The following is a 23,570-nucleotide window of genomic DNA, read 5'->3' as shown; positions in this document are numbered from 1 at the left end:
ACCCTAATACTGTAGGCTGTCTAATCATGTATCAAAAACTCCGACAATGCTATTTACTCGCTATATTAACCCTTTCCACATTTGCCGCCGCGCAAGATTATCAGTATCAAAACGGTACCTATTTTGATATGGGGGTCGCCTCAAAAACCTTCAAAAAAGTCCTCTTCGCCGTCCCCACCGATCTGTACAACTTTGCGGTAGACCCCTTTTTGTACCCGGAAAAATCGCTGACGGCCCTGGGCATCGTCGGTGGACTCGTTCTGGTCGACAAGCCTACAACGACGTTTTACCAAGAGAATATCGAGTCCAATATAGACTATTCCCTGGATACGATCTTTCCCCACAGCGGTATGACAAAATTGATGCGCACCGGCGCCGACAGCTGGCTGACCTACGGCATGGCTTTCTCCTATCTTGGAGGGGTTGCCCTCGGTGACGAACGAACACAGGCTGCCGCATTATTAGCGATAAAAGCTACGGCTTACTCTTATGCCATCAGCCACGTCATCCTGAAAACCCTTACGGGTAGACAGCGCCCGATGGATGATTTGAAAAACTGCACAGACTCAAGAAGCATTTACCATACCTGTGACCCCTATGATTTCGGGAACTGGCACTGGCCACCGACATTTAACACGGAGCAGGACGGAACTTCCATGCCCTCGTTTCATACGACAATGTATTTTAGCGTCGCACGCGTCGTCGCCGAAGTCTACGACTCGTATTGGCTCCCCTATCTGGGTGCCGGTGTTTTGTTTGCATCCGCTATCAAAGGGCATCAGCACTGGGTCAGCGATCTCGTAGCCGGCGGCATCATCGGAACCTGGATCGGGCATGAAACCGTCTACAGCTACACCAAAACCGCGCACGGAGAAAAGGCGCAAACTTACACCATCTCTCCTACTCCTTACGGCTTCATAGTCTCTATTGCCTTCTAGCGGCGGAACGATTTCAGTCGGTGATCCCGATCATCTTTTTCTTTCCGTCAAAGCGGTCGATAACAAACAGCATGGCCGGAAACACGAAGAGATCCGTCAGCAGCGAGATCAGAACCAAAATGACACCATAAAGACCAATGAGCTGCGAGGTTCAAGTCCTCTCGTCCGCACCACTTTTTTTACTTCCCTTCTTATTTTTTCCGATCCTTAAGCATTTCCTTAACGCCGTAACGAAAACCGCAAACAAGAAAATTTATCCTACATTACTGCATCAGAACACTCAAGGAGACGCAATGAAGCGGAACCGCTCTATCGCCTCACTGCTGTTGGCCGGACTGCTTTTCGTTCCGGCATTCGCTCTGGCCCATGAAACGCCCCAGGAGCCCCGTATCAAAGTAGCGGCTACGGCTTCCCCGACTAGCGACGGCAAGGCCGCAATTAGCGAGACGGCCGAACCGCGCACGGCTCCCTCCGTGCGCAGCGACCTCGCCGACTGCAGTTACACCCCCGATGAAACCTTCGCGGTGACCGACGCCATTTGCCACTGACGGGCAGGCATTATCTTCCCCGGTCGAACCGGTCGATAAAGAGCAGCATGACCGGCAGGACGAAGAGGTCCGTCAGCAGCGAGATAAACACGAGCACGGCGCTATAGAGACCGATGAGCTGCAGCGACTGCAGTGAAGAGAGGTAGAGCGCCACGAAGACAGCAATGAGCACCGCCGACCCGATAATGACCGGGATCCCCGAATAAAAATACATCTTCTCCAGCGCGTGTTTCCGGCTCCTCCCGATATAACGTGCCCGGAAATACTTGTACGCGAAGTGGATCGTCGCGTCCGAGGCCAGTCCGACGGCGATGGTCATGGCAATGAGCATCTCCAGGCTCAGCGGCACGTCGAGCAGCCGCACCAGCAGGCCGAACCAGGCGATCGGTACGGCATTGACGATGAAGCCGACAAAGACCATCGCCACGGAACGGAAGATCCACCCCGTAATGAGCCCGATAACTAGCAGGGCCGAAAAGAGCGACGTGGAGAGCAGTAGCGTCTTGTTGAACTTCGCGCTGTCGAGGAGCGTCTCCTTGTCCACGAAGTAGATGTCCAACGCACTGTAGCGCGCCAGCCAGTCGATCAGTTCCAGTTTGTCGACATCGAAGAGGTTGATCCGGATATTGACCGCATCCGCATCGTAGTAGCTCTCCCGCATCCCGTAGAGATCGAGGTAGAAGAGCGCCTGCATCAGCGCCTCGTCGTCGAGCGTGTCCGTCTGGGAATTGGCATCGTTGAGACTCTGCACGATCGTCGAAAGGGAGACGACCTCCCCCAACCCCTCCCCGAACTTTTCCCCCATCGCCTCCGTAAAACGGTCGATGGAGCGGATCAGCTCGAGGTCGATGCGGGCATAGGGGATCTTGAGCTGGATCTGGTCGTTGACAACGTTGAGATTGAAGAAACGGCTGCTTTCGCTGTAGATCATCGACCCGCCGAGCACCATAAGTCCGAAAGTCACTCCCAGGAAGAGGTGGAGGAACTTCCGGTTGTAATGCAGCTCGCTCGACGCGAAAAAATAGCCCATCTTCGCGTAGGGGATATGGGTATGCTCCAGCTCAAAGTAGCTCAGCAGCGCCGGCAGGAAGGTGAGGTTGATGACGTACCCGACGATGGAGGAGAAAATCACCCCCAGACAGAGCAGCCGGATGATGTCCGAATCGATAAAGAGCAGGCTTCCCAGCCCCAGGGCCGTAATCACGGAGGTCCAGAGCGCCGGTGCGGAGCTGCGGTTGAGCATCTTGATGAGGGCATTGCGCTTGTCGATCTTGTACTGCGAAACGTGCCAGCGGTAATAGAAGAAGAGGAAATCCACGAGAACGATACTGATGGTGATGAAGGGCATCGTCATGTGGACGGCAGCTATTCCCGTCAGCCCGTAGATCAGCGCAAAGGTAAAGAGCGTACTGAAGGTGATGACGACAACCGCGCTGATCGCGGAGATGTAGTTTCTGAAAAGAAACCGAAAAACCATGAAGATGGTCAGCAGCAGGACGACCCCGTAGCGGATCAGCTCCGGCCAGTCAACGCTCTCATTCGTCGCGGTATAGGTGTAACTTCCCGGTATTGCCAGGCCGCCGAGGTCGACGGCGCTTTGCGCGCTGATAAAGAAGCGGAACGTTTTAAAATCGGCATCGACGACGTTCCCGTAGGCATTGAAACGCTCCTTGACGAGCTTTTCCAGACGGAAGGTATCCAGGTCACCGGTACTGACAACGCCGACCATCTCCGATGTGCCGCCGATCGCGCTCTGCTCTTTGCTAAAGAGCGAGTAGACCTCGTCCACCCCCTCGAGTGCCCCGAGCCGGTCATTGAGCTCGTGCAGCGCCTCCCTCGTCGTTTCGTCGAAGGCATCGACATGGACCGTCAGTTTGGAAAGCAGGTGGGGGGTGTAGCGGTTCGCTTCGCTCCGCTGCATCTCGGCGGAGTCTTTGAGCCAGAACATCGCGTCCGATGAGAGGACCCTGGGGTGGTAAACGGCCAGGACCGCAAAGAAGAGCAGGAGGTAGGCGGCGATGATATAGCCCCTGAAGCGGGCAACGGCATCGACATACTTGGTAACGTCGGGGGTTTGGTAATACATACTGACTCGCTAGGGGCGCAGTGCGACCATGAGATAGGGACGCTTGTAGACGTCCATTGCCCGGGCGACGGCCGCGATCTCGTCGACCCGCTTCTGTGTCGGAGCAGTCACATCCGCCGTATGGCGCTCCGCCCCGACCATCACTTTCAGCAGTGTCTCCGCAGGCGACTTGGAGGCGAAAATCGCCGAAACCGTGCGTTCCGATTTCAGGCGCGGGATGCTGTAGAGGTAGACATAGTAGCGGTACTTCGAAAGCATCTGCGCATTTTGCGAAACCATCCTGATAAATTTGCGCGAATGGGGACAGAGCGGGTCAACGAAGACATACACCTCCGTCTTCCCCTCTCCCAGGATGATGGCATCCTGTCTTATCCCATCGAGCAGGGCTATTGCCTTCGCATATGGGAGCTGCAGATGCGTCTTCTTTTGCTCGGCATGGACAATGGAGACGATCAGCAGTAACGCAAAAACGAGACTTTTCATAGTCAGATTGTAAACCAATTGCATGACATCACCAAAACCGTTTTGAATATTTTTTGTGCAGGCCACCCGGGAGCGCTCCGCAAAACGCAACACCACCCGAAGAGGGCGACCGTATTTTTGTTTATTTTAAGGATTGTAGCGTATAATTACGCTCTCTTTTAATTACCAATGTGCGTTCGTGGTGGAATTGGTAGACACGCTAGATTCAGGTTCTAGTGGCTTAACGGCCGTGGAGGTTCAAGTCCTCTCGAGCGCACCATCATCAAACTTTTCCCAATCAAAAAATCTTTCATTGTACAAAACCATCAAACCAGATCGGCATCCCGCAGACTTTTCACATCCGGATTGCAGGCGATCTTGTGCGCCATATCGACCTTCTCGAAGCGCGGCAGTTCGCCCTTGCACGCCACCGTCGCATTGCGGTACCCTTCCCCCTTGTTCAGGTAGATGTTGAAACCGTTCTCATAGAGGGCCAAACGGGTCCGAAGGGCCGTCGAGTAGGTCGTAATGACGCTTTTGTCATGGGTCAGCCGCGCCAGCTGCGCAAAATACTCGGAGGTCCAGAGGATCGGGTTGTGCTCCGGGCTGAAGGCGTCCTGGTAGACGATGTCGAAAGGTTCCGTCAGCCCCGGGAGTGTTTGACGTGCGTCACCGAACAGTACCGTGACTTTCACCTTTTCGTCTTCGTAGCTGCCCGTTTCGCTGATCGCTTCGATGATCGACAGGAAAGGACGGAAGATCTCGGGGTATTCGAAAACAGCCAGCGACCGTATAAGCGCCTCGTCCAGTTCGGGGGAGACGATCTCGATGCGTTTGTCGATCCCCTGTTCACGCAGATAGTAGAGTGTCGCGAGCGTATTGAACCCCAGCCCGAAACAGATGTCGAGGATGCGCAGCGACGGCGCCGCTTCGAAACAGGAGAAGGCGGGGATGACGTGCTTTTGCAGCGACTCCGTCAGCGCCCCGTCCTTGGTGGAGTGGTAGTGTTCCCCGTACTCGACCGAATAGGCGGTATTCGTACCGTCTTCGCTGCGCACGCTTTGGTGCAGGGCATCGTCGAAATGCGGCATCAGAGCCCGTTCCCCCACATGTGCATCTTCTTCCCCATAATGACCGTCACCCCTTCGGCGACCTCCTCGATAACGTTGCCGGCACGGAAATCGGTCCGCTCCAGCAGTGCAAGCTGCGCCTCGGTGTCGGCAGCTCCCGCTTCCGTGACGATGATCACCTCGGCGGCATTGGCCAGGGTCGTATAGATGGCGCGCAGGATGCGTTCGGGCTGGCTGTGGCGGTGTAGAACGTCGCGGATAAAGACGATGTCGTTATCCCGCGGCAGGGCCCGGAAGGGTTTATCGAAATCGGGCACCGTCTGCTGCTGCAGCGTCGCCCCCGTCCCCTCCGGGAGCGGGAGATGCTCCCCCGGGTATTGCGCCAGCGCCAACCGGCCGTGCACTGGGCCGAGGCGCCGCAACAGCGCCGCCGTCAGCGCATCGCTGTGGGCGGTAACGTCGAGGATCTTGTAGCCGGGCTGCGGCGTAAAAAGCGATAAGAACTGCTCCAAGCCTACTCCGGTTCCACAAGCGGCGGCGGCTGCTTGAGGCCCACTTCATCCTTGATGTTCTCGAGCGTGTTGCCGATCTTCTTCTGGTACTCGCTGCTCTGCGCGAACATCAGCTGCAGGTCCGTCGGGCTGCCGCTTTGGCTGTAAGCCACCTCTTCGGAGATCACGTCTTTGAGGCAGAGTTCGAAGAGGGCCTGGTTGAAGGTCGTCGAACCGAAATGCGAGTGCTCGTTGGCCATAATATCATTGATCTCGAAGTCCCGCTTGGTGCGGATCAGGTGCTCGACCATCGGCGAGCGGAAGAGCATCTCGCAAGCGGGCACCAACGCACCGTTCTTGTCGTGGATGAGGCGCTGGGAAACGACCGCTTCGAGGTTGCTGGCGAGGTTCAGGCGCACCCGCTCCTGCTCAAAGGGCGGGAAGATGGCGATGAGACGGTCGATCGTCTCCTTGGCATCGAGGGTGTGGAGGGTCGAAAAGACGAGGTGTCCTGTATTGACGGCCTGCAGGACGTTTTCGGCGGTTTCAAGGTCGCGCATTTCGCCGACCATGATGATGTCTGGGTTCTCGCGCATCGCCGCCCGAAGCGCCTGGTTGAAGCCCTTCGTATGCAGTCCGACGTTGCGCTGCTCGATGACGCACTTTTTGTCGATATGGACGAATTCGACCGGGTCCTCGATCGTGATGACATGCTTGCGGCGCTCCCGGTTGATCTCCTCGATGAGCGACGCCAGCGTCGTCGATTTACCGCTCCCCGTCGTTCCCGTCACCAGGACCAGCCCCCGCTGCAGCTTCGTCAGACGGTGCAGTTGATCGGGCAGGTTCAGCGCTTCGATCGTTTTGATCTCCAGAGGGACGAGTCGGAAGACCATCGCGATCCCGTCGAGGTGCCAAAAAAGGTTCACCCTGAAACGACTTTCGGCGTTGAGGACGTACATCGTGTCGTATTCGAACTGCTGCTCGAAGGTCTCATACTGCGCCCCGAGTATGTGGCGGGCGATCGATTCGACGGCAAAGGCGCTGAGCGTCTCGGTCGTAAGCGGGGTCAGATCCCCCTCGATCCGCGCCGTCACGACGGCACTGCTTTTGACAAAGAGGTCACTTCCCTCTTTCTCGACGAGTTTGTCCAAAAAATGTTCCAGGATCAGAACCGGGTCACTGCTTCCATTTATCATATTTCCACTCTACCATAATCTATTTTGCCGCGTCAAGGCCGAGGTGCGACGGCACCTCGCCCTTCTCGCCGCTTAGGGCTTCCGGATCGCGCTCCGTGATCCGGCCCGCTTCCATGCCGTGCGTGGCGATCATGTAGTTGCGGATCGCCGCCGCCCGGGCATGGGCCAATGCTTCCAGCGCCCCGTCGGGCAGCGGCTGGCTCTCGATCATCATTGCCACCAGCTTCTCCCGATAGATCCGCCGCCGCGTTTTCCTGTCCGCATCCATCGCATCAATCTCCTCTTCGAGCGCATCGAGTGCCTCCTTGCCCAGCCGCTTTTCAAACAGCGGTTCCAGCAGTTTCGGTATCAGCGCATTCTCCGTCGAAGCGGCATCCTCGCCGCTCTGTGCCAGCACCTCGCTGATGAGCGCCTGCTGCTTCAGCGCATGGGTATCCGCTTTCGGGTCGTACGTCCCCTGCACCGTCATGGCGAGTTTCGGCCGTTTGATCATCACCTTGGCCAGCATATCGAGCCGTTCCCGCGCCACGGCGTCAACCGTCGGCGATCCCGTAGCGAACGCAACCTCCTTGAGGCTGTCGCCTTCGATGCCCAGCATGGAACCAATCAGATCAAAAGGCGCCGTGACCGCCTTGGTCAGCAGGTTGACGAAGGCCTTCCAGACGACCTTGCCCCAGCGGAACTTGGGATTGTTCACATCCCCCTCGACCGGCATGTCGATGTCGATGACGCCGTCGCGGTCTTCGAGCAGGGCGATGGCGAAATCGAGCGGCAGGCTTACCGAATCGTTGCTTTCAATACTGTCGCCGAGCACGATCTTGTTGATGATCATCCCGTTGTCCCCCTGCATCGCGCCCTTGACGATCCGGTAGCGCAGCGTCACCGAGAGCTTCCCGCTGTCGATCGCCCGGCCGACGAACTTGCCCGAGTAGGGGGTATAGGATTTGAGCTCGATATTGCGGAAATTCACTCCGATGTCCGTAAAGGCCTTCGGGTCACCCGTGTTGAGGCTCCCCTCGGCCTTGGCGGTACCGTACTCGTCGATCTCCCCCGCCACCTGCAGGTATGTCGTATCTTCGGGCAGCGTCGAAATCCCCAGCACCTCGCCGTTGACATCATGGATCTGCGTGTCGAAGGGGAGCGGAAGCGACTCGTCGGCGAAGTGCACGGCCCCGTTATAGAGCGTAAACTTCATGATGCGTACGGGAAAGGGCTGCTTGGCCGCCTCGGCCGTTTTTTCAGCCCCTTGCGGTGCCGCGGTCCTCTCCGAAGGGCGCATGAGCGTCGAAAGGTTCAATGTTTTGTTCGCATCGATCAGGATCGAGCTGAAAAACCCGCCCATCGTCACGTTGTCCACAAAGAACTGATCGGGGGAGAGTGTGAAAAGAAGCTTTTTCGCCTCCAGCGTCTTCAGAGAGACCAGTGGCGTCGCGTCGCGGCTGTCGTTGACCAGCAAATCGTTCAGGTTGAAATCGCCGCGCAGCCGCAGGTCCGCGGAGCGCTTCGAGGGGCGGTAGCGCGTCTGCCCCTTCAGGCCGACGCGCCCGTCGTCGATCTTGACGAACATCCCCTCCTCCACGTAGGGGCTGAAAGGCTTCAGGCGCAGCCCGGAGACGCTGAAATCCGTTGTCGCCTTCAGCGGCTCCGGCACAAGCGACCCTTTCGCACGCACCCGCCCGTCGCCGTTGATGCGGAAGCTGCCCTGCAGTCCGATCGCACGGGAAGGGTCCGTCGTGACGCCGTTCACGTCCAGATCAAAGCGCTGCACCCGCGTCGTGGTCGTATGCGCGATGGCGGCATCGCGGAACGAGGCGGCGCCGCTTCGGACCTGGATCTTCTTGATGGCGGTGCTCCAGGGCGTCTCCGCCTGCTGCGCCTTTTCAGCGGCGCCGCGTTTTGCCGGTGCCGCCGGTTTCGCTTTAACCAGCTGCGTGGCGTCGATGCTGCCGTCGCGCTCGCGGCGCAGGTTGACCTGGGGCTTCTCAAGCACAATCCGCTCGACCCCGGCCTTCTTCGCCGCCGTCGATGCGGTTACCCCCGTGACGGAGAGGGTATCGAAAGCGGCCAGTTTGCGTTTCGAGCCTCTGGGCGTCAACAGCAGCGACTGCAGCGTCGCATTGGCATCGTTGACGGTGACGGCGACCGAAGCGTTTGCTTCCCGGGCGCTGACGTCCGCGGCCGCGCCCAGTACGGCGCTGCGCAGTACCACGTCATGCCGTGCCAGGGCGGCATCGGCGGCGGCATCGATGTAGGGGTTGAACCAGGTCACGTCCAATCCGCCGCACGACGCCAGGGCGGTCGCGTCCAGCGGCGAGTGCGAAAGCCTCCCTGCCGCTTTACATTGCATCTTTTTGTTAAGCTGCAGCGCCGCGTCAAAGGCGAGCGGTGTCGCCGGGAGCGCACTGACATGGCGCGCCGTCAGGTTGAAATCATCCAGGGCAAGGTGCACGGCCGGGCGGACGCTGCCGTCGTCGAAACGCCCCCGTATATGCCGCAGCGTCACCCGGTTGATGAGCATATCCCACGGCGCGGAGGCTGCCGCTGTATCGCCGGCCGGTGCGGCCGAAACATTGGCCTCATTCCCCTTGGGAAAGTAGTGCGCCCAGTTGAGGCTGCCGTCTTTGCGCCGCTGCAGATCGACATAGAGGCCGTCGATGCCCGCCGTGTCGATACGGCCGAACTGCGCAAGCGGCCGTATCGGTCCCCCTTCGACCGTCAGCGACGCCACCCGCAGTACGTCCGCGTTCTCGGCCTTGGGCTTGACCCGCAGCCGCTTCAGCGCGAAGCGCAAATCGTCGACGGTGGTCGCATTCAGCTCCGCGAGGTTGACGTCATAGGTAAAGTGCAGCTCCATCCGGCCGTCGGCCACCTCGAGGGCGCTGATCTCGCGCAGAAAATGCCAGGCGTCATAGAGCCGCCCGGCATCGTAATCGACCGTCCCCGACAGTGCAAAGGGTTCAAAAGAGTGCACGCGGCTCTTGACGTCCAGCAGTCCGCCCTCCTCGGTGTGGGCAAAGAGGTGGAGTTCGTTCTCGCCGCCGCCTCCCGTATCGATATCGTGCAGATCGAGGCCGATCGGCGAGAAGTCCAGCTGCAGCGGGACGGGTCGGGAGAGGTCGGTAAAGGTGATCCCGCCGTCTTCAAGCTCGAACGTCTCCAGCCGCAGCGAGGGCATGGCACTCCCGTTCGTCTCCGCCGGAGCCGTCTCCGCGGCGTCGCCGCTCCCCAGGTGCGTCAGCCAGTCGAAGTTGAACCGCCCGTCACGCTCCTGCACGACGGAGAGCCGCAGTCCCCGCAGCCCGAAATACTCGACGGAGATCTCCCCCCATATCAGGTGGAGGACGTCGACATTGACGTCAAGGCGCCGCAGACTGGCCAGCGGCGCCCCCTCGGGATCGGCAAAGCGGATCCCTTCGACCGTCAGGTCAAGAATGAAAGGGTTGAACAGGGCCCGGTCGATCTCCAGGGATCCCCCCGTCATCTCCCCGACCAGTTCCGGCACTTTCGTGCGGATCAGGTAGGGGACGGCAATGACCGCCGTCAAAAGATAAAGGGCGATGACGCCGAGTAACGTTCGCCAGATCCACCGTTTCATGACCGTCTCCTTATCGTCTCTGCTCACATTATACCCCAGCGGTAATGAACTCCTAACCGTTTTATGGTAAATTACCGCTATGAATGCCGAAACCGTACGCTCGCTCTATATCGTTTCCAAAACCCGCAATGCAGGGAGTATCCTTGTCACACTCGGCATGACGGAACTGCTGCTGCGGCTGCACGGCAGGGTCGCCTTTTTCCGGCCGCTGATCGCCGACGCCGCCGGGAAAGATCCGGATACCCTGACCATTCTCAGCCATTTCGCGCTGGAGCAGCCCTACGAGAGTGCCGTCGGCCTGACGGTCTCCGAGGCCGAAACCCTGCTCTCCGAAGGAAAGATCGACCGGCTGATCGAGACGATCATCGAACGGCACGACGCCCTGCTGGAAACCTACGACTTCGTTCTCTGCCAGGGGGTGGTCGACGATGCGCTCTCCCAGCTGATCGACTTCGACCTCAACGTCGAGATCGCCAAGAACCTCGCCGCGCCCGTCGTCGGCGTCGTCCCGGCCCGCGGCATGGATGAAACCGGGCTCAAAGAGGCGCTACGGCTCTGGAGCTACGCCATCAAGAAACAGGGCGTCTCCCTGCTGATGCTCTTTGCAAACCGCTGCGACGCCGCGCTTTATGAAGCCCACCGCCGGGACCAGAACGTCTGCCCGGAGATCCCCGAACCGGTCGTCCTGCTGCCCGAAGTCACGACGCTCGACCGCCCCAACGTCTACCAGCTTGCCGAAGGACTGGGCGCGGACATACTGATCGGCACCAACGAGCAGCTTCACCGCCTTATCGCCCAGCCCCGTATCGCCGCCATGCACCTGGAACATTTCCTGACGCATATCAGGACCGACGACCTCATCATTACCCCCTCGGACCGCGCCGATATCATCCTCGGCGCGACGGCCGCGAACTACGCCGGGAATTTTCCGGCGGTCAGCGCCGTGCTCCTGACAGGCGAAACACCCCCTGCACAAAGCGTCATTGAGCTCCTCAAGGGCCTTGACGCCATGCAGATACCGCTGCTGCACCTCCCGAAAGAGACGGTCGAGGTTGCCCAGATGGTGCGCGCCTTTCCCGCCCGCATCGATGCCGCATCGCCGAAAAAGATCGCCACGGCGCTGGGGGTCTTCAACCAGAACGTCGACGCGAAACTGATTGAGACCAAGCTCGCCGCGGCGTCGGCCGGGATCGTCACCCCGGCCATGTTCGAGCACCGTCTCTTCGCCCGGGCCGCGGGGGATCGCAAGACGATCATCCTGCCCGAAACCTCCGACGACCGCATCCTCCGGGCCGCCGACATCCTGCTGCGCCGGCGGGCCGTCGGCATCGCCCTTTTGGGCTCGGCGGAAAACATTGCGGCCCGGGCCGCCGCCCTGGGGCTCGATCTGCGCAATGCGACCATCGTCGACCCCGAAGACGAACAGCAAAAACGCCGCCTGGCCAAGGCCTATGCCAAACTGCGCGCCCACAAAGGCGTCTCCCTCGAAGCCGCCTACGACGCCCTGGGCAACACGACCCTCTTCGCGACGATGATGGTGGCGCAGGGGGAGTGCGACGGCATGGTCAGCGGGGCGACGCATACGACCCGCGAAACAATCCTCCCGGCCCTGCAGACGATCAAAACGGCGCCGGGGCAGAACATCGTATCGAGCTGCTTTTTCATGTGCTTCGACACCCGGGTCCTCGTCTATGCCGACTGCGCCGTCAACCCGGACCCCGATGCGGCCCAACTGGCGGAAATCGCGATCGCGTCGGCGGAGACGGCCCGACGCTTCGGCATTGAACCGCGTGTGGCGATGCTCTCTTACTCCACCGGGGACTCCGGGGTCGGGAGCGACGTTGAAAAAGTGCGCGAAGCGACAAAGCTCGTCCGGGAACAGCGCCCCGAACTTGCCGTGGACGGTCCCATCCAGTACGACGCGGCCATCGACCCGGAGGTCGGGGCGCAGAAGATGCCCGGCAGCACGGTGGCGGGGCAGGCGACCGTTTTCATCTTTCCCGACCTCAACACCGGCAACAACACCTACAAGGCCGTCCAGCGCTCCGCGGGCGCCGTCGCCATCGGTCCCGTGCTGCAGGGGTTGAACCGTCCCGTCAACGACCTCAGCCGCGGCTGCAGCGTCGCCGACATCGTCAACACCGTCGCCATTACTGCCATCCAGGCCCAGGAGACGCCATCGTGAAGATCCTCGTCATCAACGCCGGCAGTTCGTCGGTGAAGTTCAAACTCTTTGAAATGCGCTCGGAGCAGGTGATCGTCTCAGGCCTCGTGGAAAATATCGGCCGCGGCGACGCCCACGCCATCCTTCACGGATGCCAAGAGCACGTCCGCCTCGACCTTCCCGTCGCCGACCACGACGCCGCGCTTGCCGCGGTCCGCGACCTGCTGATCGACAACGGCTTCATCGACAGTTTCGACGCCCTCGAGGGAATAGGCCACCGTGTCGTACACGGCGGCGAGCGTTTCAGCGGCCCCGTCCGCCTCGACGACACCGTCCTGGAAGCCATCGAAGCCCTCAGTCCGTTGGCCCCCCTCCACAACCCGGCCAACGCCAAAGGGATCCGGGCCATGCGGAACCTCGCCCCCCATGTCCCGCAGATCGCCGTCTTCGACACGGCGTTTCACCACACCATGCCGCCCTCCGCCTTCCGCTATGCCCTGCCGGCGCGTTTCTACAGCGAGCTCTCCGTCCGGCGCTACGGCTTTCACGGTACCTCCCACGCCTACGTCGCCGCCGAATGCGCGGCGCGGATGGGAAAATCCCTTGACGCCGTCAACCTCATTACCCTGCACCTGGGCAACGGGGCCAGCGCCTGCGCCATCCGCAACGGCCGCAGCATCGATACGTCGATGGGCTTCACCCCCCTCGAAGGACTCGTCATGGGAACGCGCAGCGGCGACATCGACCCGGGCCTGCTCGCCTATCTGTCGCGCGAAACGGGTATGGATGCGGAGGAACTCGATACCCTCCTCAACCGTGAATGCGGTCTGAAGGGAATCGCCGGGACCAACGATATGCGCGATATCGAAAACCGGATGCGCGACGAAGAGCCCGAGGCCCTGCTCGCCTTCGAACTCTTTGTGCGCCGCATCCGAAAATACATCGGCGCCTACGCCGTGCTGCTTGACCGCGTGGACGCCGTCGTCTTTACCGGCGGCATCGGCGAACACAGCAGCGCCGTCCGCCATGCCGTCTGCAAAGGGCTGCATATCCTAGGGATCGAGACCGATAAGATGAAAAACGAGAATCTGACGGAGGAGGGAGGCGCATTCCACGCCGAAGGGAGCCGCAGCCAGCTGCATGTCATCCCCACGGACGAAGAGCACTCCATCGCACGGCAATGCCTACCGTATCTCACACAGGGAAGATAGGGACAGACAGAATATATTACGGTTGACTGCACCCATGGAACGTCCAACACAGCTGTGACATTTGAAAGGCATTTAGGAAGTTATACGGCGCGGCAGCCTTTTCGTACTTTTTTCTTCCCGGTTCGGCTTCTTTTTTGTACGAGCATAAGCGCTAAAGCGCAATGCCTGCGAGGCACTAAATGCCTCGTCGTAAAAAAGAAGGGGAACAAAGCTACGGAAAAGGTGCCTTTACATGAAAAAGAGCAACAGTCCCTTAGAACTGAATCATCCCGTCGATCGGAGATGACGCCGTCGCATAGGGGCGTTTCGGGATACGCCCGGCGAGGTAGCTCATGCGGCCCGCCATGACGGCATGCTTCATCGCCACCGCCATCGTCATCGGGTCGGATGCCTGGGCGATCGCCGTGTTGGTGAGGACCCCTTCGGCCCCCAGTTCCATCGCCGCCGCCGCATCGGAAGCACAACCGATGCCCGCATCGACAATGACCGGAACGCTGACCGCTTCGCGGACAAAGACGACGTTGTAGCGGTTCTGGATCCCCAGACCCGAACCGATGGGCGCCGCCAACGGCATGATGGCGTGCGCGCCGGCATCTTCAAGGCGCTTGGCCATAATCGGGTCGTCGGAGGTGTAAGCCATGATCGTAAAACCGTCCTTGGCCAGGACCTCGCACGCCTTGATTGTCTCAAGCACGTCCGGGTAGAGTGTCTTTTGCGTATCGCCGATGACCTCGAGCTTGATCAGGTCGATGCCCGTCGCCTCGCGGGTCAGGCGGAAGGTCGTGATCGCCTCCTCGGCCGTCGTACACCCTGCAGAGTTGGGAAGGAACTGCACGCCTGTTCCTTTGAAGGTGTCGCGCAGGTTCTCCTTGTTCGGGTCCGTAATGTTCAAACGGCGCACCGCGACGGTGATCAGCTCCGATCCCGAAGCCAGTGTCGCCTCCTTCGTCGTTTCGAAATCCTTGTATTTCCCGCTGCCCACGATGAGGCGGCTGTTGAACTCGTATTTTCCGATTTTAAGTGTATCGCTCATTGTCTCTCTCCAAAAAGTTTCCGGGTTATAACACAGCTAATCTATAACGTATCTTACGCTAAAGCCCTAACGGCACCCTCTAATCCGTCCCCGCCCTCCAGCAGGGCAGCGACGGTCCGGGGGAGCAGCTCGTACTCGAGGTCGTGGACGGCCGCTTCAAAGGCGGCGGCATCCATCGTTTCCGTGCGTTCGAAGGAGGACTGGGCGATTACGGTACCGCTGTCGAGCTCTCCCGTCACCCAGTGGACGCTGACGCCGCAGACGGTGTCCCCGCTCTCGTAGGCCTGTTCGATCGCCCGCGCCCCTTTGTACTTGGGCAGCAGCGAGGGGTGGATGTTGACGGCGCGAATGCGGTCGGTAAAGACGGGGGTCAGGATGCGCATAAAACCCGCTGTCACCGTCAGGTGGGGGCCGTACTTCTCGATCCGTTCAACGAGCACGGCATCAAACGCCTCGCGGCTTTCATAAAGCGTATGATCGATCACCTCCACAGGGACCCCGAACGCTTCCGCCCGCTTTATGCCGGGGGCCTGGGGCCGGTTCGTAATCGCCGCGGCGATCTCAATGCCGTGGGAGGGGAGGGCCTCCAGCAGTTTCTGGAGGTTTGTCCCCTCCCCGCTGAACAAAATGACGACGCGCGGCTTCATAGGCAGCAAACCCCTTCGATCAGGTCGTCCGGCGTCAGGGCATACTGCTGCCCCTTAAAGCGCCGTGCCGCCTCCGTGTGCGCCAAAGAGGCGTGGATCGCAGCATCAAGCGGCGTGTACCCCTGGGCCAGCAGGGCCCCGACAAGGCCCGAAAGGACGTCACCGCTGCCACCCTTGGCCAGGGCGTTGGTGCCGTGGGGATTAACATAGAACTGATCCCCCTGCCCAATAATGACGTTGGCACCCTTGAGCAGCAGCACCGCATCGGGGTAGGCACGGCAGAAAGCTTCGACAAATTTGAAGCGGTCTTGCTGCAGGCCCCGCACATCGGTCGTGGCGATGCCCGTTCGGCTCAGCAGGGTCGTAAACTCTTTGGGGTGCGGGGTAAGGACGATGCGCTTGCGCTTCAGGAGTTCCCCCAGCATCGGGTGCGCGAAGATATCCGCGTCGCAGACCAGGGGGATGTCATTGTCTATCCGCTCCCGCAGCTCCTGTTCGGCGAACTCCTGCCCCAGCCCCATCCCGATGGCGACGGCGTTGACCGTTTTCGGACGCAGGTGCGACTGCATCAGTTCATAGGGGATGGCGACCTCCTCGTTCGAGAGCAGGGTCACCAGCCCCACGCCGAAGCGCAGGGCCGCCTTGCCGGCAATAATGGCCGCCCCGCTCTTTTCGCCGCAGACGATGCCGAGATGACCGAAGCTCCCTTTGTGCACATCGGCGTTTTCGCGCAGCGGCAGGTGCAGGTCGTCACGCTCCAGCAGCTTCCAGGGTGTCTCTTTTTCGTAGAGGCTGCGCGACACGCCGAGCTCGGCTACCGTGATCTCGCCGACGGCGTTTTTAGCCGCGTCACTGAACATGCCGCGCTTGAGCGCGCCCATCGTCACCGTCAGGTCGGCACGGAAGACCACCGTATCGCAACTCCCTCCGCTGCGCAGCCCCGTCGGTATATCGCAGGCGAGTTTGAAAGCCCCTAGGGCGTTCATCAGCTTGATCAGCCCGATGATCCCGCTGCCCAGCGGCCGTCCCAGGCCGCTGCCGAAGATGGCGTCAACGAGCACATCGCACGGTGTAATCGCGTCGACGACCGGCACGCCCAGCTTCTGCAGTCGCTCATACTGCAGACGGGCCATCGGCGATTTCACCTCCAGCGGCAGCACGACTTCGACATGGTAGACCCCATGCAGCAGACGGGCCAGCGCCAATCCGTCGGCACCGTTGTTGCCCGGGCCGCAGACGATCACGACGCGGCTGCCCGCGCCGAAGCGCTCCCTGACTGCACCCGCCATCGCTTCGGCGGCATGCTCCATCAACAGCTCTTCGCTGAGTCCATAGGCGTCGTAACAGCGTCTGTCCAGGGAGTCTACTTCGTCGAATAGGTTCTGCATGGGGATTCCGTTTTTAGCATATTATAGCCGATTCGGCTAAAAACGGATCGGGGGGTGCGCGGGGTTACCGCCGCTCGACGACGTCGTCGAGATCGAGCCGATAATGCTCGGGCTGGGGGTTCAGGCGGTAGCCGAAGGCGACGATCAGGGCGACGGAACGGGCAGGCTCCATCGCAAGCAGCGCTTCGACCTTCGCTTTTTCAAACCCTTCGATGGGACAGCTGTCGATCTGCAGCGATGCCGCCCCCGTCATCATGTTCGCCGCGGCCAAGTAGCACTGCTTGTGCGTCCACGCCTCGATCGCCTCGCGGCTGTGGAACTGCGGCCCCATATGGTCGGCGTAGACGCCAAGGTAGCGCTCGTAAGCCTCCTCGGGGAGTCCCCGCCGCGCAAACATCGCACGGACGTACTCCGTGCCCGGTTTGATGCACTCGTTGTCCGCCGTGATAATGAGCAGGTGGCTGGATTCGGTGATCTGGGGCTGGTTCCAGCAGAGCGGGCGCAGGGCCTCGCGCAAGGCCGTGTCCGCCACCACGAGAAAGCGCCACGGCTCCATCCCGAACGACGAGGGGGACATCCGACCGAATTCGAGGACCTGTTCAAAGGTCGCTTCAGGGATCTGCTGATCCGAAAAACGTTTACAGGCGTGGCGGAAGGCCATCGCGTCGGCAAAATCAGTCACCGAGTCTCCTTTGGACGGCATGGACGGCATCGTCCAGCTCGAAATAGAGCGGGTTCTGCCCGCCGATCTGCGGCAGATGCGCACGGTATTTCAGATAGACGCCCCACGGGCCGGGCGATTTATGCGGCCGGCCGCGCTTGTGCAGCTCGAAACTGACGCTGGCGTTGATCAGCCCTTTGAGCAGCAGGATCTCCGGCGTCTTCTGCGAGCGCACGGGAAACCAGATATCTTCCAGCGCCTCGTGGGCGTCGTAATAGCGCTCCTCGTCCAGGCAGGCGAGAAACGCGTCGACGTGTTCACGCGTCAGCATTGTCTTTGACCTGAAGGTATTTGCGCCAGTAGCCGCGCCCGCCCCGCAGGGAGATGCAGTGCTTGCCGGGGAACCGCTTGCGGAACTCCGGCAGACGCTCTTTGGAGGCCTTGCCCGTGTCGCAGTAAAAGACGAAAACGGAGCCCTCCGGCTCCTGCTCCAGCATCGGCGGATTGTATGTGACCGTCTCGGCATGGTCGATGGGGTTAAGGATCGTGTCGATCAACAGGACCCTGACACCTTCGGCCTCGAGACGCTTCTTTTCGCGCAGGTACTCTTCCTGCGTCCATTCCAGGGGAAATTCACTCATGGCGACACTCTAGCAGGGGCGGGTTGAAAGAAACGTTAGTGTCGCATGTTATTCTGACACCATCCGGTTTCTTTCATAAAAGGGATGCGCTAGAGGTCCACGCCGTCCCAGAACTCGTCATAGTCGAGGTCCGTCATCGGGTCCGTCTCCTGTGAGGCTTTGTGCAGGAGCTGCTGTTCGGCCGCTTCGAAATACCCCTGCAGGGCCTCCTTGATGATGACGGCGGGCTCTTTTTTCAGCAGAGCGCTGTAGGTCTGAAGCGCTTCGACCGTTTCGTGGTCGAGAACGAATTTGATCTCTTCGTGCATCCGGGTCTCCTCATGCGTAGAATCATGGCAGAAACTATAACGGATTTTACCCGCAAGCCGCTACAATGGCTTATGGCAAAAAAGAAAAAGAAGCTGACCCGCCTTAACGCCTCCATCCGCCGCTATTTCGACGGGGACGGTTTTGACGAAGGGATCGAACGCGTCGACACGGCGACCCTTGGCGAGCTCGTCCAGACGCTGGGATACATCCCCGAGAGCTGGGAGCGCGAGGCGCTTGTCCGGACGCTCCGGCGCCTCTGGAGCGACGCCGATATCGACATGAGGCAGGCGATCACGGCCTTCTTTACCGCCGAGGGGCGTGTCTACCCCTCCCCCAACACCAAAGAGCCCTCCGTCGAACGCAGCGAAAAGATCGACGCGATTTTGGAGACGATGGACGTCACCCCCTCCGAAGCCCGCGCCCTGCACAACAGCTTTATCGAAGTACGCACGAAGAAGATCACGCCCGAAAAGATGGAGGCGAAGCTCGCGCACCTGCGCTTCGAGCAGAAACGCGCTCGCATCGAAAAAGCGTGCGAGGGGCGTTTCGACCTTGACGACCGTTTCGAGTTCAACGCCCTGCTCGATTACGACCTTTTCGGGGAGCAGTTCCGCAAGATCCACCCCCTGAAAACCCCCGCCTTCTCCTTCACCTACCTTAACGACAGCGACGAGGCGGAGCTGGTCGCGGAGATCACGGCGGCCAAGGCGGAGGTGACGCAGCAGAAGCAGGCCGAACTGACCGCGTTCCTCGCCACCCTCGACGCTTCCCACCCCTACCTGAGCCCAGAGCAGATCGTCCAGACCCTCAAAAGCGCCCCGCCCGACGGCCGCCTGACCCTCCCGCCGCTGCCCGACAGCCTCCTGCGCACCGTTTTGGAACGGCAAACCCCGCTCAGTACGATGCTGCAGACCGACGAAGAGATCGTTTTGGGCATCCGCGACGGCTTCACCCCGGAGGGGTTCAAACACCCCGTCGAGCACGAAGCCCATCTCTCCTTGCTTCGCGACCCCATCCTCGCCGCCGTCTGGCGTGGCGAGCCGGTCGACGTGACCGGCGGGCTCGATACGGCGCTGCAAAACGAGCGGGAAGCCTTTGGCGCGCAGCTGCAGACCCTGGCAGACGAGTGCGCCGAACTGGCCAAACTATTGAGCCCCTCCCGCGACGAGATCCTGCAGTGGCTGGAGGGCGAACTTGCCGAACACCTCGGCGAGCACCTTGGCATCAACTCCAAACTCTGGCGCAAGACCATTTTTCACTGGGAGCGCCACATCCACGACGCCCTCTTGAAGCGCCAGCGCCAGGAGTTGCTCGCACGCACCATCCGCGACTTCAAAAACCTCTTCCCCCTCGCCCGAGAACTGCGCCGCAAGCTCATCTTTTACACCGGCCCGACTAACAGCGGAAAGACCTGGCGGGCGATGCAGGCGCTGGAAAAGGCCGACACCGGCTACTACCTCGCCCCCCTGCGGCTGCTGGCGCTTGAGGGGTACGAGTCCCTGCGCGAACACGGCATCGGCGCCTCGCTCATTACCGGGGAGGAGCAGATCATCGACGAGGAGGCGACGCATATCAGCTCCACCATCGAGATGCTCGATTTCAACACGGACGTCGACGTCTGCGTCATCGACGAGGTCCAGATGCTCGGCGACCGGGACCGGGGATGGGCCTGGGCGAATGCCATTATCGGCGCCCCCGCCAAAACCGTCATCATGACCGGTTCGGAGAATGCCATTGACGCGGTCGAAAAACTCGCCGCGTATCTCGGCGAACCGCTGGAGGTCGTGCACTGCGAACGCAAGAACCCGCTGGAGCTGATGACCCACGCCACCGCCGTCACCCATATCCAGCCCGCCACCGCCGTCATCGCCTTTTCGCGCAAGGAAGTGCTGCGGCTCAAACAGCAGCTCGCCCAGCACTTCCGCGTCAGCGTCGTCTACGGCAACCTCTCCCCCGAAGTGCGGCGGGAGGAGGCGCGCCGTTTCCGCGAAGGGGAGACGGAGGTCCTTGTCGCCACCGACGCCATCGCTATGGGGCTCAACCTCCCCATCCAGACGATCCTCTTCTCCCGGGGCGACAAGTTCGATGGCGAGAACCAGCGCCCGCTGACCGCTTCGGAGATCCACCAGATCAGCGGGCGGGCCGGCCGCTACGGCATCAAGGAGAAGGGACACGTCGGCGCGATCCGCCCAGACGTCCTCTCCATGATCCACAAACAGTTCCACAAACCCGCCCGCCCCGTGACGGTCCCCTTCAACGTCATGGCCAACCTGGAACACATCAAGCTCGTCGCAGGGATTTTGGAGGAGGAGTCGCTTGCGGAGATCCTCACCTTCTTCGTCAAGAACATGCAGTTTACCGGCCCCTTCCGCGCCGCCAACCTCGAGTCCATGCTCGAAGCCGCCGCCATCGTGGACCGCTATGAGCTCGACCTGACGGCGAAGTTCCACCTCGCCGCCGCGCCGCTGACGCTCAAATCGCCCTATATCGTCGCAGCCTACGAGCGCTACGTGCGTTCGCTGGCCCAGGCCAAACCGATCGCCTATCTTCCCCCCGCGCACCTGGGTGAATACGCCCTCACGACCGACGAACTCCTCGAAGCCGAGGACCGGGTCAAGGAGATATCCCTCTACCTCTGGCTCGCCTACCGCTTCGCCGACGCCTTCGTCGATACGGACAAGGCCCGCGAATGGCGCGGCACCCTCAACCGTTTCATCGAGAGCTCCCTGAAAAAGAGCGAGTTCGTCCCCCGCTGCCGCCAGTGTACGAAACCACTGCCGCTTAACTCCGAATACGCCATCTGCCAAAGCTGTTTCCGCCGCCTCAACCGCGAAAAACGCAGCGGCAAAAGCACCAAACAGGGAAAATTCCGGACCTAACCCGTCACCGCCAGGAGGAACCTCATGTCAAAAACTTCCGCTGCCGTCCTTGGCCTCTTTATCTTTCTCGGGCTCGGGCTTTTCGGCTACCTGCTCTCCACCGCCGCATTGACCGTCAAGGGAATGGAGCGGGTCGTCACCGTCAAAGGGCTGGCCGAGCGCGAGGTCACCGCTGACAAGGCGATCTGGCCCATCAAATTCGACGAAGCCGGCAATGACCTCGGCTCCCTCTATGCGACCGTCGAACGCAAAAGTGCCGCCGTCACAGCCTTTTTAAAGGCGCATGGCTTCAGTGAGGAAGAGGTCACTGTCTCATCCCCCTCCATCGTCGACCGGCAGGCACAAAACTACGGCAATACGGCCAATATCGCTTTCCGCTACACGGCCTCAACAGTCGTCACGGTCTACAGCGAACGCATCGACGCCGTCCGCCAAAGCATGCGGGAGATCGCCGACCTGGGCAAAGACGGCATCGCGCTCTCCGGACAGAATTACCAGAACCGTACCCAGTTCCTCTTTACCGGGCTCAACAGCCTCAAACCCTCCATGATCGAGGAGGCAACACGGAACGCCCGCGTCGTGGCCGAGAAGTTCGCCAAGGACTCCGCCAGCCGCCTGGGAAAGATCAAGACCGCCCGCCAGGGGCAGTTCTCCATCACCGACCGCGACAGCTCCACGCCCTATATCAAAAAGGTCCGGGTCGTCTCGACCGTCGAATACTACCTCTCCGATTGAAAAAGAGCGATGCGTAGCATCAGTTCTGCTCTCCCTTAAGCAATTAATATATATACTGAGTTTATATAACAGATTTATCTGACTTATATTAGAGGGGATTCTTCCCCGCTAGTCACTTCAAAGTCTGTTTGAGGAGGCATGAAATGCAAATAGTTATGACGATAGCGGCCTCACTGCTAAGCGTGGCTGCGGCAATGACCATCTTCGGTTGCGGGGGTGGCGGAGGCGGAAACAGTAGCCCGGATATTGTGCTGTTCCAGTTCTCCGGTGATGCCAACGGTTACGAACTCTGGAAAAGCGACGGGACGGCAAGAGGCACTGTACTCGTCAAAGACATCAATCCCGGTACAAACGGCAGTTATCCGGATGCCATTACTTACAGTGAGGGCACCTTCTACTTCAATGCCATAGACGAAACAAACGGCCGGGAGCTCTGGAAGAGTGACGGTACCAGCGCCGGAACCGTCCTAGTCAAAGACATCTACCCCGGTGCAAACGACAGTAATCCGATCAAATTCAACGATGTCAACGGCACCATCATGTTCCGGGCCTTCACTAGTCTCGGACACGAACTCTGGAGGAGTGACGGTACCGAAGCCGGTACCGTCCTGGTCAAGGACATTTACCCCGGTAGCATCGGCAGTTTTCCGAACTTCCCCGCCGTCCTCAATGCTACCCTCTTCTTCAGGGCCGGCGATAACAGTGGACACGGCACTGAACTCTGGAAAAGCGACGGCACCGCCGACGGTACTGTACTGGTCAAGGATATCTATTCCGGCACCGGAAGCAGTAATCCGGCAGAGCTCACCGCCCTCGGAAACACCCTCTATTTTCAAGCTGATGACGGGACCAGCGGCTACGAACTCTGGAAGAGCGACGGCACCGAAAACGGCACACTCCTCGTCAAAGACATTGCCCCTGGCAATGCCGGCAGCAGCCCAGCAGAGCTCACGATCGTTGGTAGCACCCTCTATTTTATAGCCGATGACGGAAGCAACGGCTACGAACTCTGGAAAAGTGACGGGACCGAAACCGGTACTGTGATGGTCAAGGATATCTATGCCGGTGTGAGCACCAGCCAGCCCTATGCCCTCACGGATGTCAACGGTACACTCTTCTTCACCGCTGACGACGGCGTTCATGGCAACGAACTCTGGAAAAGCGACGGGACTGAAACCGGTACCGTCATGGTAAAAGACATTTACAGCGGCAGCTCCGACAGCACACCCGATGAGCTTTTCAACATGAACAGCACCGTCGTTTTCCGCGCCAGTGACGGGACGCACGGTTATGAACTTTGGAAAAGTGACGGTACCGAAACCGGTACCGTCATGGTGAAGGACATTTACAGCGGCAGTACGGGCTCATACCCGCTCTCTTTCATCATGGTAAGTGACACACTGCTCTTCTTCGCCACCGATGCCGAGAGCGGCGGCGTGTGGAAAAGCGACGGTACCGAAGCGGGAACGGTGAAACTCAAAGCGGGGAACTACCCGGATTGACCCCGCAGACGGGA

General features: G+C 60.1%; 20 protein-coding genes and 1 tRNA gene. 8 read left to right on the top strand and 13 right to left on the bottom strand.

Annotated features, from left to right (window positions below; all coding sequences use genetic code 11):
• Window positions 1-26: 26 nt before the first annotated feature.
• A complete protein-coding gene (locus LOH54_RS00730) occupies window positions 27-938 on the top strand; it encodes a phosphatase PAP2 family protein (protein WP_231019686.1) in 912 nt (303 codons plus the stop codon).
• Window positions 939-1,231: 293 nt separating this feature from the next.
• Window positions 1,232-1,486 (top strand): hypothetical protein, encoded by a 255-nt coding sequence (locus LOH54_RS00725; protein ID WP_231019684.1) that lies wholly within the window; start codon window positions 1,232-1,234, stop codon window positions 1,484-1,486.
• A 10-nt stretch (window positions 1,487-1,496) separates the two neighbouring features.
• On the opposite strand, the gene LOH54_RS00720 is transcribed toward LOH54_RS00725, so the two are convergent.
• Both LOH54_RS00720 and LOH54_RS00715 read right to left on the bottom strand, forming a co-directional pair.
• Window positions 1,497-3,572, bottom strand: a complete 2,076-nt coding sequence (locus LOH54_RS00720; protein ID WP_231019683.1) for an RND transporter family protein — start codon at window positions 3,570-3,572, stop codon at window positions 1,497-1,499.
• 9 nt (window positions 3,573-3,581) lie between these two features.
• Window positions 3,582-4,055, bottom strand: coding sequence for a thioredoxin domain-containing protein (locus tag LOH54_RS00715; RefSeq protein WP_231019682.1), 474 nt, complete (start codon window positions 4,053-4,055; stop codon window positions 3,582-3,584).
• A 172-nt stretch (window positions 4,056-4,227) separates the two neighbouring features.
• On the opposite strand from LOH54_RS00715, the gene LOH54_RS00710 reads away from it, so the two are divergent.
• Window positions 4,228-4,314, top strand: a tRNA-Leu gene (locus LOH54_RS00710).
• A 46-nt stretch (window positions 4,315-4,360) separates the two neighbouring features.
• On the opposite strand, the gene LOH54_RS00705 is transcribed toward LOH54_RS00710, so the two are convergent.
• Genes LOH54_RS00705 through LOH54_RS00690 form a run of 4 tightly spaced genes read right to left on the bottom strand, consistent with a single transcriptional unit; the run spans window position 4,361 to window position 10,386 of the window.
• A complete protein-coding gene (locus tag LOH54_RS00705) occupies window positions 4,361-5,125 on the bottom strand; it encodes a tRNA (5-methylaminomethyl-2-thiouridine)(34)-methyltransferase MnmD (protein WP_231019681.1) in 765 nt (254 codons plus the stop codon).
• On the bottom strand, window positions 5,125-5,616 hold the full coding sequence (locus LOH54_RS00700; protein ID WP_231019680.1) for a class I SAM-dependent methyltransferase: 492 nt from the start codon (window positions 5,614-5,616) through the stop codon (window positions 5,125-5,127). Before LOH54_RS00700 ends, LOH54_RS00705 begins: the two co-directional genes overlap by 1 nt.
• A 2-nt stretch (window positions 5,617-5,618) precedes the next feature.
• Window positions 5,619-6,791, bottom strand: a complete 1,173-nt coding sequence (locus LOH54_RS00695) for a type IV pilus twitching motility protein PilT (RefSeq protein WP_231019679.1) — start codon at window positions 6,789-6,791, stop codon at window positions 5,619-5,621.
• A gap of 19 nt (window positions 6,792-6,810) precedes the next feature.
• Window positions 6,811-10,386, bottom strand: coding sequence for a DUF748 domain-containing protein (locus LOH54_RS00690; RefSeq protein ID WP_231019678.1), 3,576 nt, complete (start codon window positions 10,384-10,386; stop codon window positions 6,811-6,813).
• A gap of 79 nt (window positions 10,387-10,465) precedes the next feature.
• Between LOH54_RS00690 and pta the strand changes: the two genes are divergently transcribed.
• Complete coding sequence (gene pta, locus LOH54_RS00685; RefSeq protein ID WP_231019677.1) at window positions 10,466-12,571, top strand: phosphate acetyltransferase; 2,106 nt, start codon at window positions 10,466-10,468, stop codon at window positions 12,569-12,571.
• Window positions 12,568-13,761, top strand: a complete 1,194-nt coding sequence (locus LOH54_RS00680; protein ID WP_231019676.1) for an acetate/propionate family kinase — start codon at window positions 12,568-12,570, stop codon at window positions 13,759-13,761. Before pta ends, LOH54_RS00680 begins: the two co-directional genes overlap by 4 nt.
• 253 nt (window positions 13,762-14,014) lie before the next feature.
• On the opposite strand, the gene LOH54_RS00675 is transcribed toward LOH54_RS00680, so the two are convergent.
• The 7 genes from LOH54_RS00675 to LOH54_RS00645 form a co-directional block, all read right to left on the bottom strand.
• Window positions 14,015-14,794, bottom strand: a complete 780-nt coding sequence (locus LOH54_RS00675; RefSeq protein WP_231019675.1) for a thiazole synthase — start codon at window positions 14,792-14,794, stop codon at window positions 14,015-14,017.
• Between the two features lie 53 nt (window positions 14,795-14,847).
• Window positions 14,848-15,441, bottom strand: coding sequence for a phosphoribosylglycinamide formyltransferase (gene purN / locus LOH54_RS00670; RefSeq protein WP_231019674.1), 594 nt, complete (start codon window positions 15,439-15,441; stop codon window positions 14,848-14,850).
• A complete protein-coding gene (locus LOH54_RS00665) occupies window positions 15,438-16,829 on the bottom strand; it encodes an NAD(P)H-hydrate dehydratase (protein ID WP_231019672.1) in 1,392 nt (463 codons plus the stop codon). Before LOH54_RS00665 ends, purN begins: the two co-directional genes overlap by 4 nt.
• Before the next feature lie 64 nt (window positions 16,830-16,893).
• Complete coding sequence (locus LOH54_RS00660; RefSeq protein WP_231019670.1) at window positions 16,894-17,511, bottom strand: NAD(P)H-dependent oxidoreductase; 618 nt, start codon at window positions 17,509-17,511, stop codon at window positions 16,894-16,896.
• Window positions 17,504-17,821: a DUF309 domain-containing protein gene (locus LOH54_RS00655; protein ID WP_231019669.1), complete on the bottom strand. Its 318-nt coding sequence runs from the start codon at window positions 17,819-17,821 to the stop codon at window positions 17,504-17,506. The genes LOH54_RS00660 and LOH54_RS00655 overlap by 8 nt, the downstream gene beginning before the upstream one ends.
• The gene (locus tag LOH54_RS00650) at window positions 17,808-18,131 is read right to left on the bottom strand and encodes a hypothetical protein (protein ID WP_231019668.1); all 324 of its coding nucleotides are present in this window, start codon (window positions 18,129-18,131) and stop codon (window positions 17,808-17,810) included. The genes LOH54_RS00655 and LOH54_RS00650 overlap by 14 nt, the downstream gene beginning before the upstream one ends.
• An 89-nt stretch (window positions 18,132-18,220) precedes the next feature.
• On the bottom strand, window positions 18,221-18,439 hold the full coding sequence (locus LOH54_RS00645) for a hypothetical protein (protein WP_231019667.1): 219 nt from the start codon (window positions 18,437-18,439) through the stop codon (window positions 18,221-18,223).
• A gap of 72 nt (window positions 18,440-18,511) precedes the next feature.
• Between LOH54_RS00645 and LOH54_RS00640 the strand changes: the two genes are divergently transcribed.
• From LOH54_RS00640 to LOH54_RS00630, 3 genes are all read left to right on the top strand, one after another.
• Window positions 18,512-21,319 carry a helicase-related protein gene (locus LOH54_RS00640; protein WP_231019666.1) on the top strand — a complete coding sequence of 936 codons (2,808 nt, stop codon included), beginning with the start codon at window positions 18,512-18,514 and terminating at the stop codon, window positions 21,317-21,319.
• Window positions 21,320-21,343: 24 nt separating this feature from the next.
• The gene (locus tag LOH54_RS00635; RefSeq protein WP_231019665.1) at window positions 21,344-22,054 is read left to right on the top strand and encodes an SIMPL domain-containing protein; all 711 of its coding nucleotides are present in this window, start codon (window positions 21,344-21,346) and stop codon (window positions 22,052-22,054) included.
• 143 nt (window positions 22,055-22,197) lie between these two features.
• Window positions 22,198-23,556 carry an ELWxxDGT repeat protein gene (locus LOH54_RS00630; RefSeq protein ID WP_231019663.1) on the top strand — a complete coding sequence of 453 codons (1,359 nt, stop codon included), beginning with the start codon at window positions 22,198-22,200 and terminating at the stop codon, window positions 23,554-23,556.
• Window positions 23,557-23,570: the final 14 nt, after the last annotated feature.

Origin of the sequence: Sulfurimonas sp. HSL-3221 (assembly GCF_021044585.1) — a bacterium.
GTDB lineage: Bacteria > Campylobacterota > Campylobacteria > Campylobacterales > Sulfurimonadaceae > Thiomicrolovo > Thiomicrolovo sulfuroxydans.
This window is presented reverse-complemented; position numbering and strand designations above follow the sequence as displayed.

Excerpts from the sequence above, each read along its gene's own strand:
- LOH54_RS00725 (WP_231019684.1), top strand. The coding sequence starts at position 1,232 with ATGAAGCGGAACCGCTCTATCGCCTCACTGCTGTTGGCCGGACTGCTT.
- LOH54_RS00695 (WP_231019679.1), bottom strand. The coding sequence starts at position 6,791 with ATGATAAATGGAAGCAGTGACCCGGTTCTGATCCTGGAACATTTTTTG.
- purN (WP_231019674.1), bottom strand. The coding sequence starts at position 15,441 with ATGAAGCCGCGCGTCGTCATTTTGTTCAGCGGGGAGGGGACAAACCTC.
- LOH54_RS00705 (WP_231019681.1), bottom strand. The coding sequence starts at position 5,125 with ATGCCGCATTTCGACGATGCCCTGCACCAAAGCGTGCGCAGCGAAGAC.
- LOH54_RS00665 (WP_231019672.1), bottom strand. The coding sequence starts at position 16,829 with ATGCAGAACCTATTCGACGAAGTAGACTCCCTGGACAGACGCTGTTAC.
- LOH54_RS00645 (WP_231019667.1), bottom strand. The coding sequence starts at position 18,439 with ATGCACGAAGAGATCAAATTCGTTCTCGACCACGAAACGGTCGAAGCG.
- pta (WP_231019677.1), top strand. The coding sequence starts at position 10,466 with ATGAATGCCGAAACCGTACGCTCGCTCTATATCGTTTCCAAAACCCGC.
- LOH54_RS00730 (WP_231019686.1), top strand. The coding sequence starts at position 27 with ATGTATCAAAAACTCCGACAATGCTATTTACTCGCTATATTAACCCTT.
- LOH54_RS00635 (WP_231019665.1), top strand. The coding sequence starts at position 21,344 with ATGTCAAAAACTTCCGCTGCCGTCCTTGGCCTCTTTATCTTTCTCGGG.
- LOH54_RS00655 (WP_231019669.1), bottom strand. The coding sequence starts at position 17,821 with ATGCTGACGCGTGAACACGTCGACGCGTTTCTCGCCTGCCTGGACGAG.
- LOH54_RS00720 (WP_231019683.1), bottom strand. The coding sequence starts at position 3,572 with ATGTATTACCAAACCCCCGACGTTACCAAGTATGTCGATGCCGTTGCC.
- LOH54_RS00690 (WP_231019678.1), bottom strand. The coding sequence starts at position 10,386 with ATGAAACGGTGGATCTGGCGAACGTTACTCGGCGTCATCGCCCTTTAT.
- LOH54_RS00715 (WP_231019682.1), bottom strand. The coding sequence starts at position 4,055 with ATGAAAAGTCTCGTTTTTGCGTTACTGCTGATCGTCTCCATTGTCCAT.
- LOH54_RS00650 (WP_231019668.1), bottom strand. The coding sequence starts at position 18,131 with ATGAGTGAATTTCCCCTGGAATGGACGCAGGAAGAGTACCTGCGCGAA.
- LOH54_RS00630 (WP_231019663.1), top strand. The coding sequence starts at position 22,198 with ATGCAAATAGTTATGACGATAGCGGCCTCACTGCTAAGCGTGGCTGCG.
- LOH54_RS00675 (WP_231019675.1), bottom strand. The coding sequence starts at position 14,794 with ATGAGCGATACACTTAAAATCGGAAAATACGAGTTCAACAGCCGCCTC.
- LOH54_RS00640 (WP_231019666.1), top strand. The coding sequence starts at position 18,512 with ATGGCAAAAAAGAAAAAGAAGCTGACCCGCCTTAACGCCTCCATCCGC.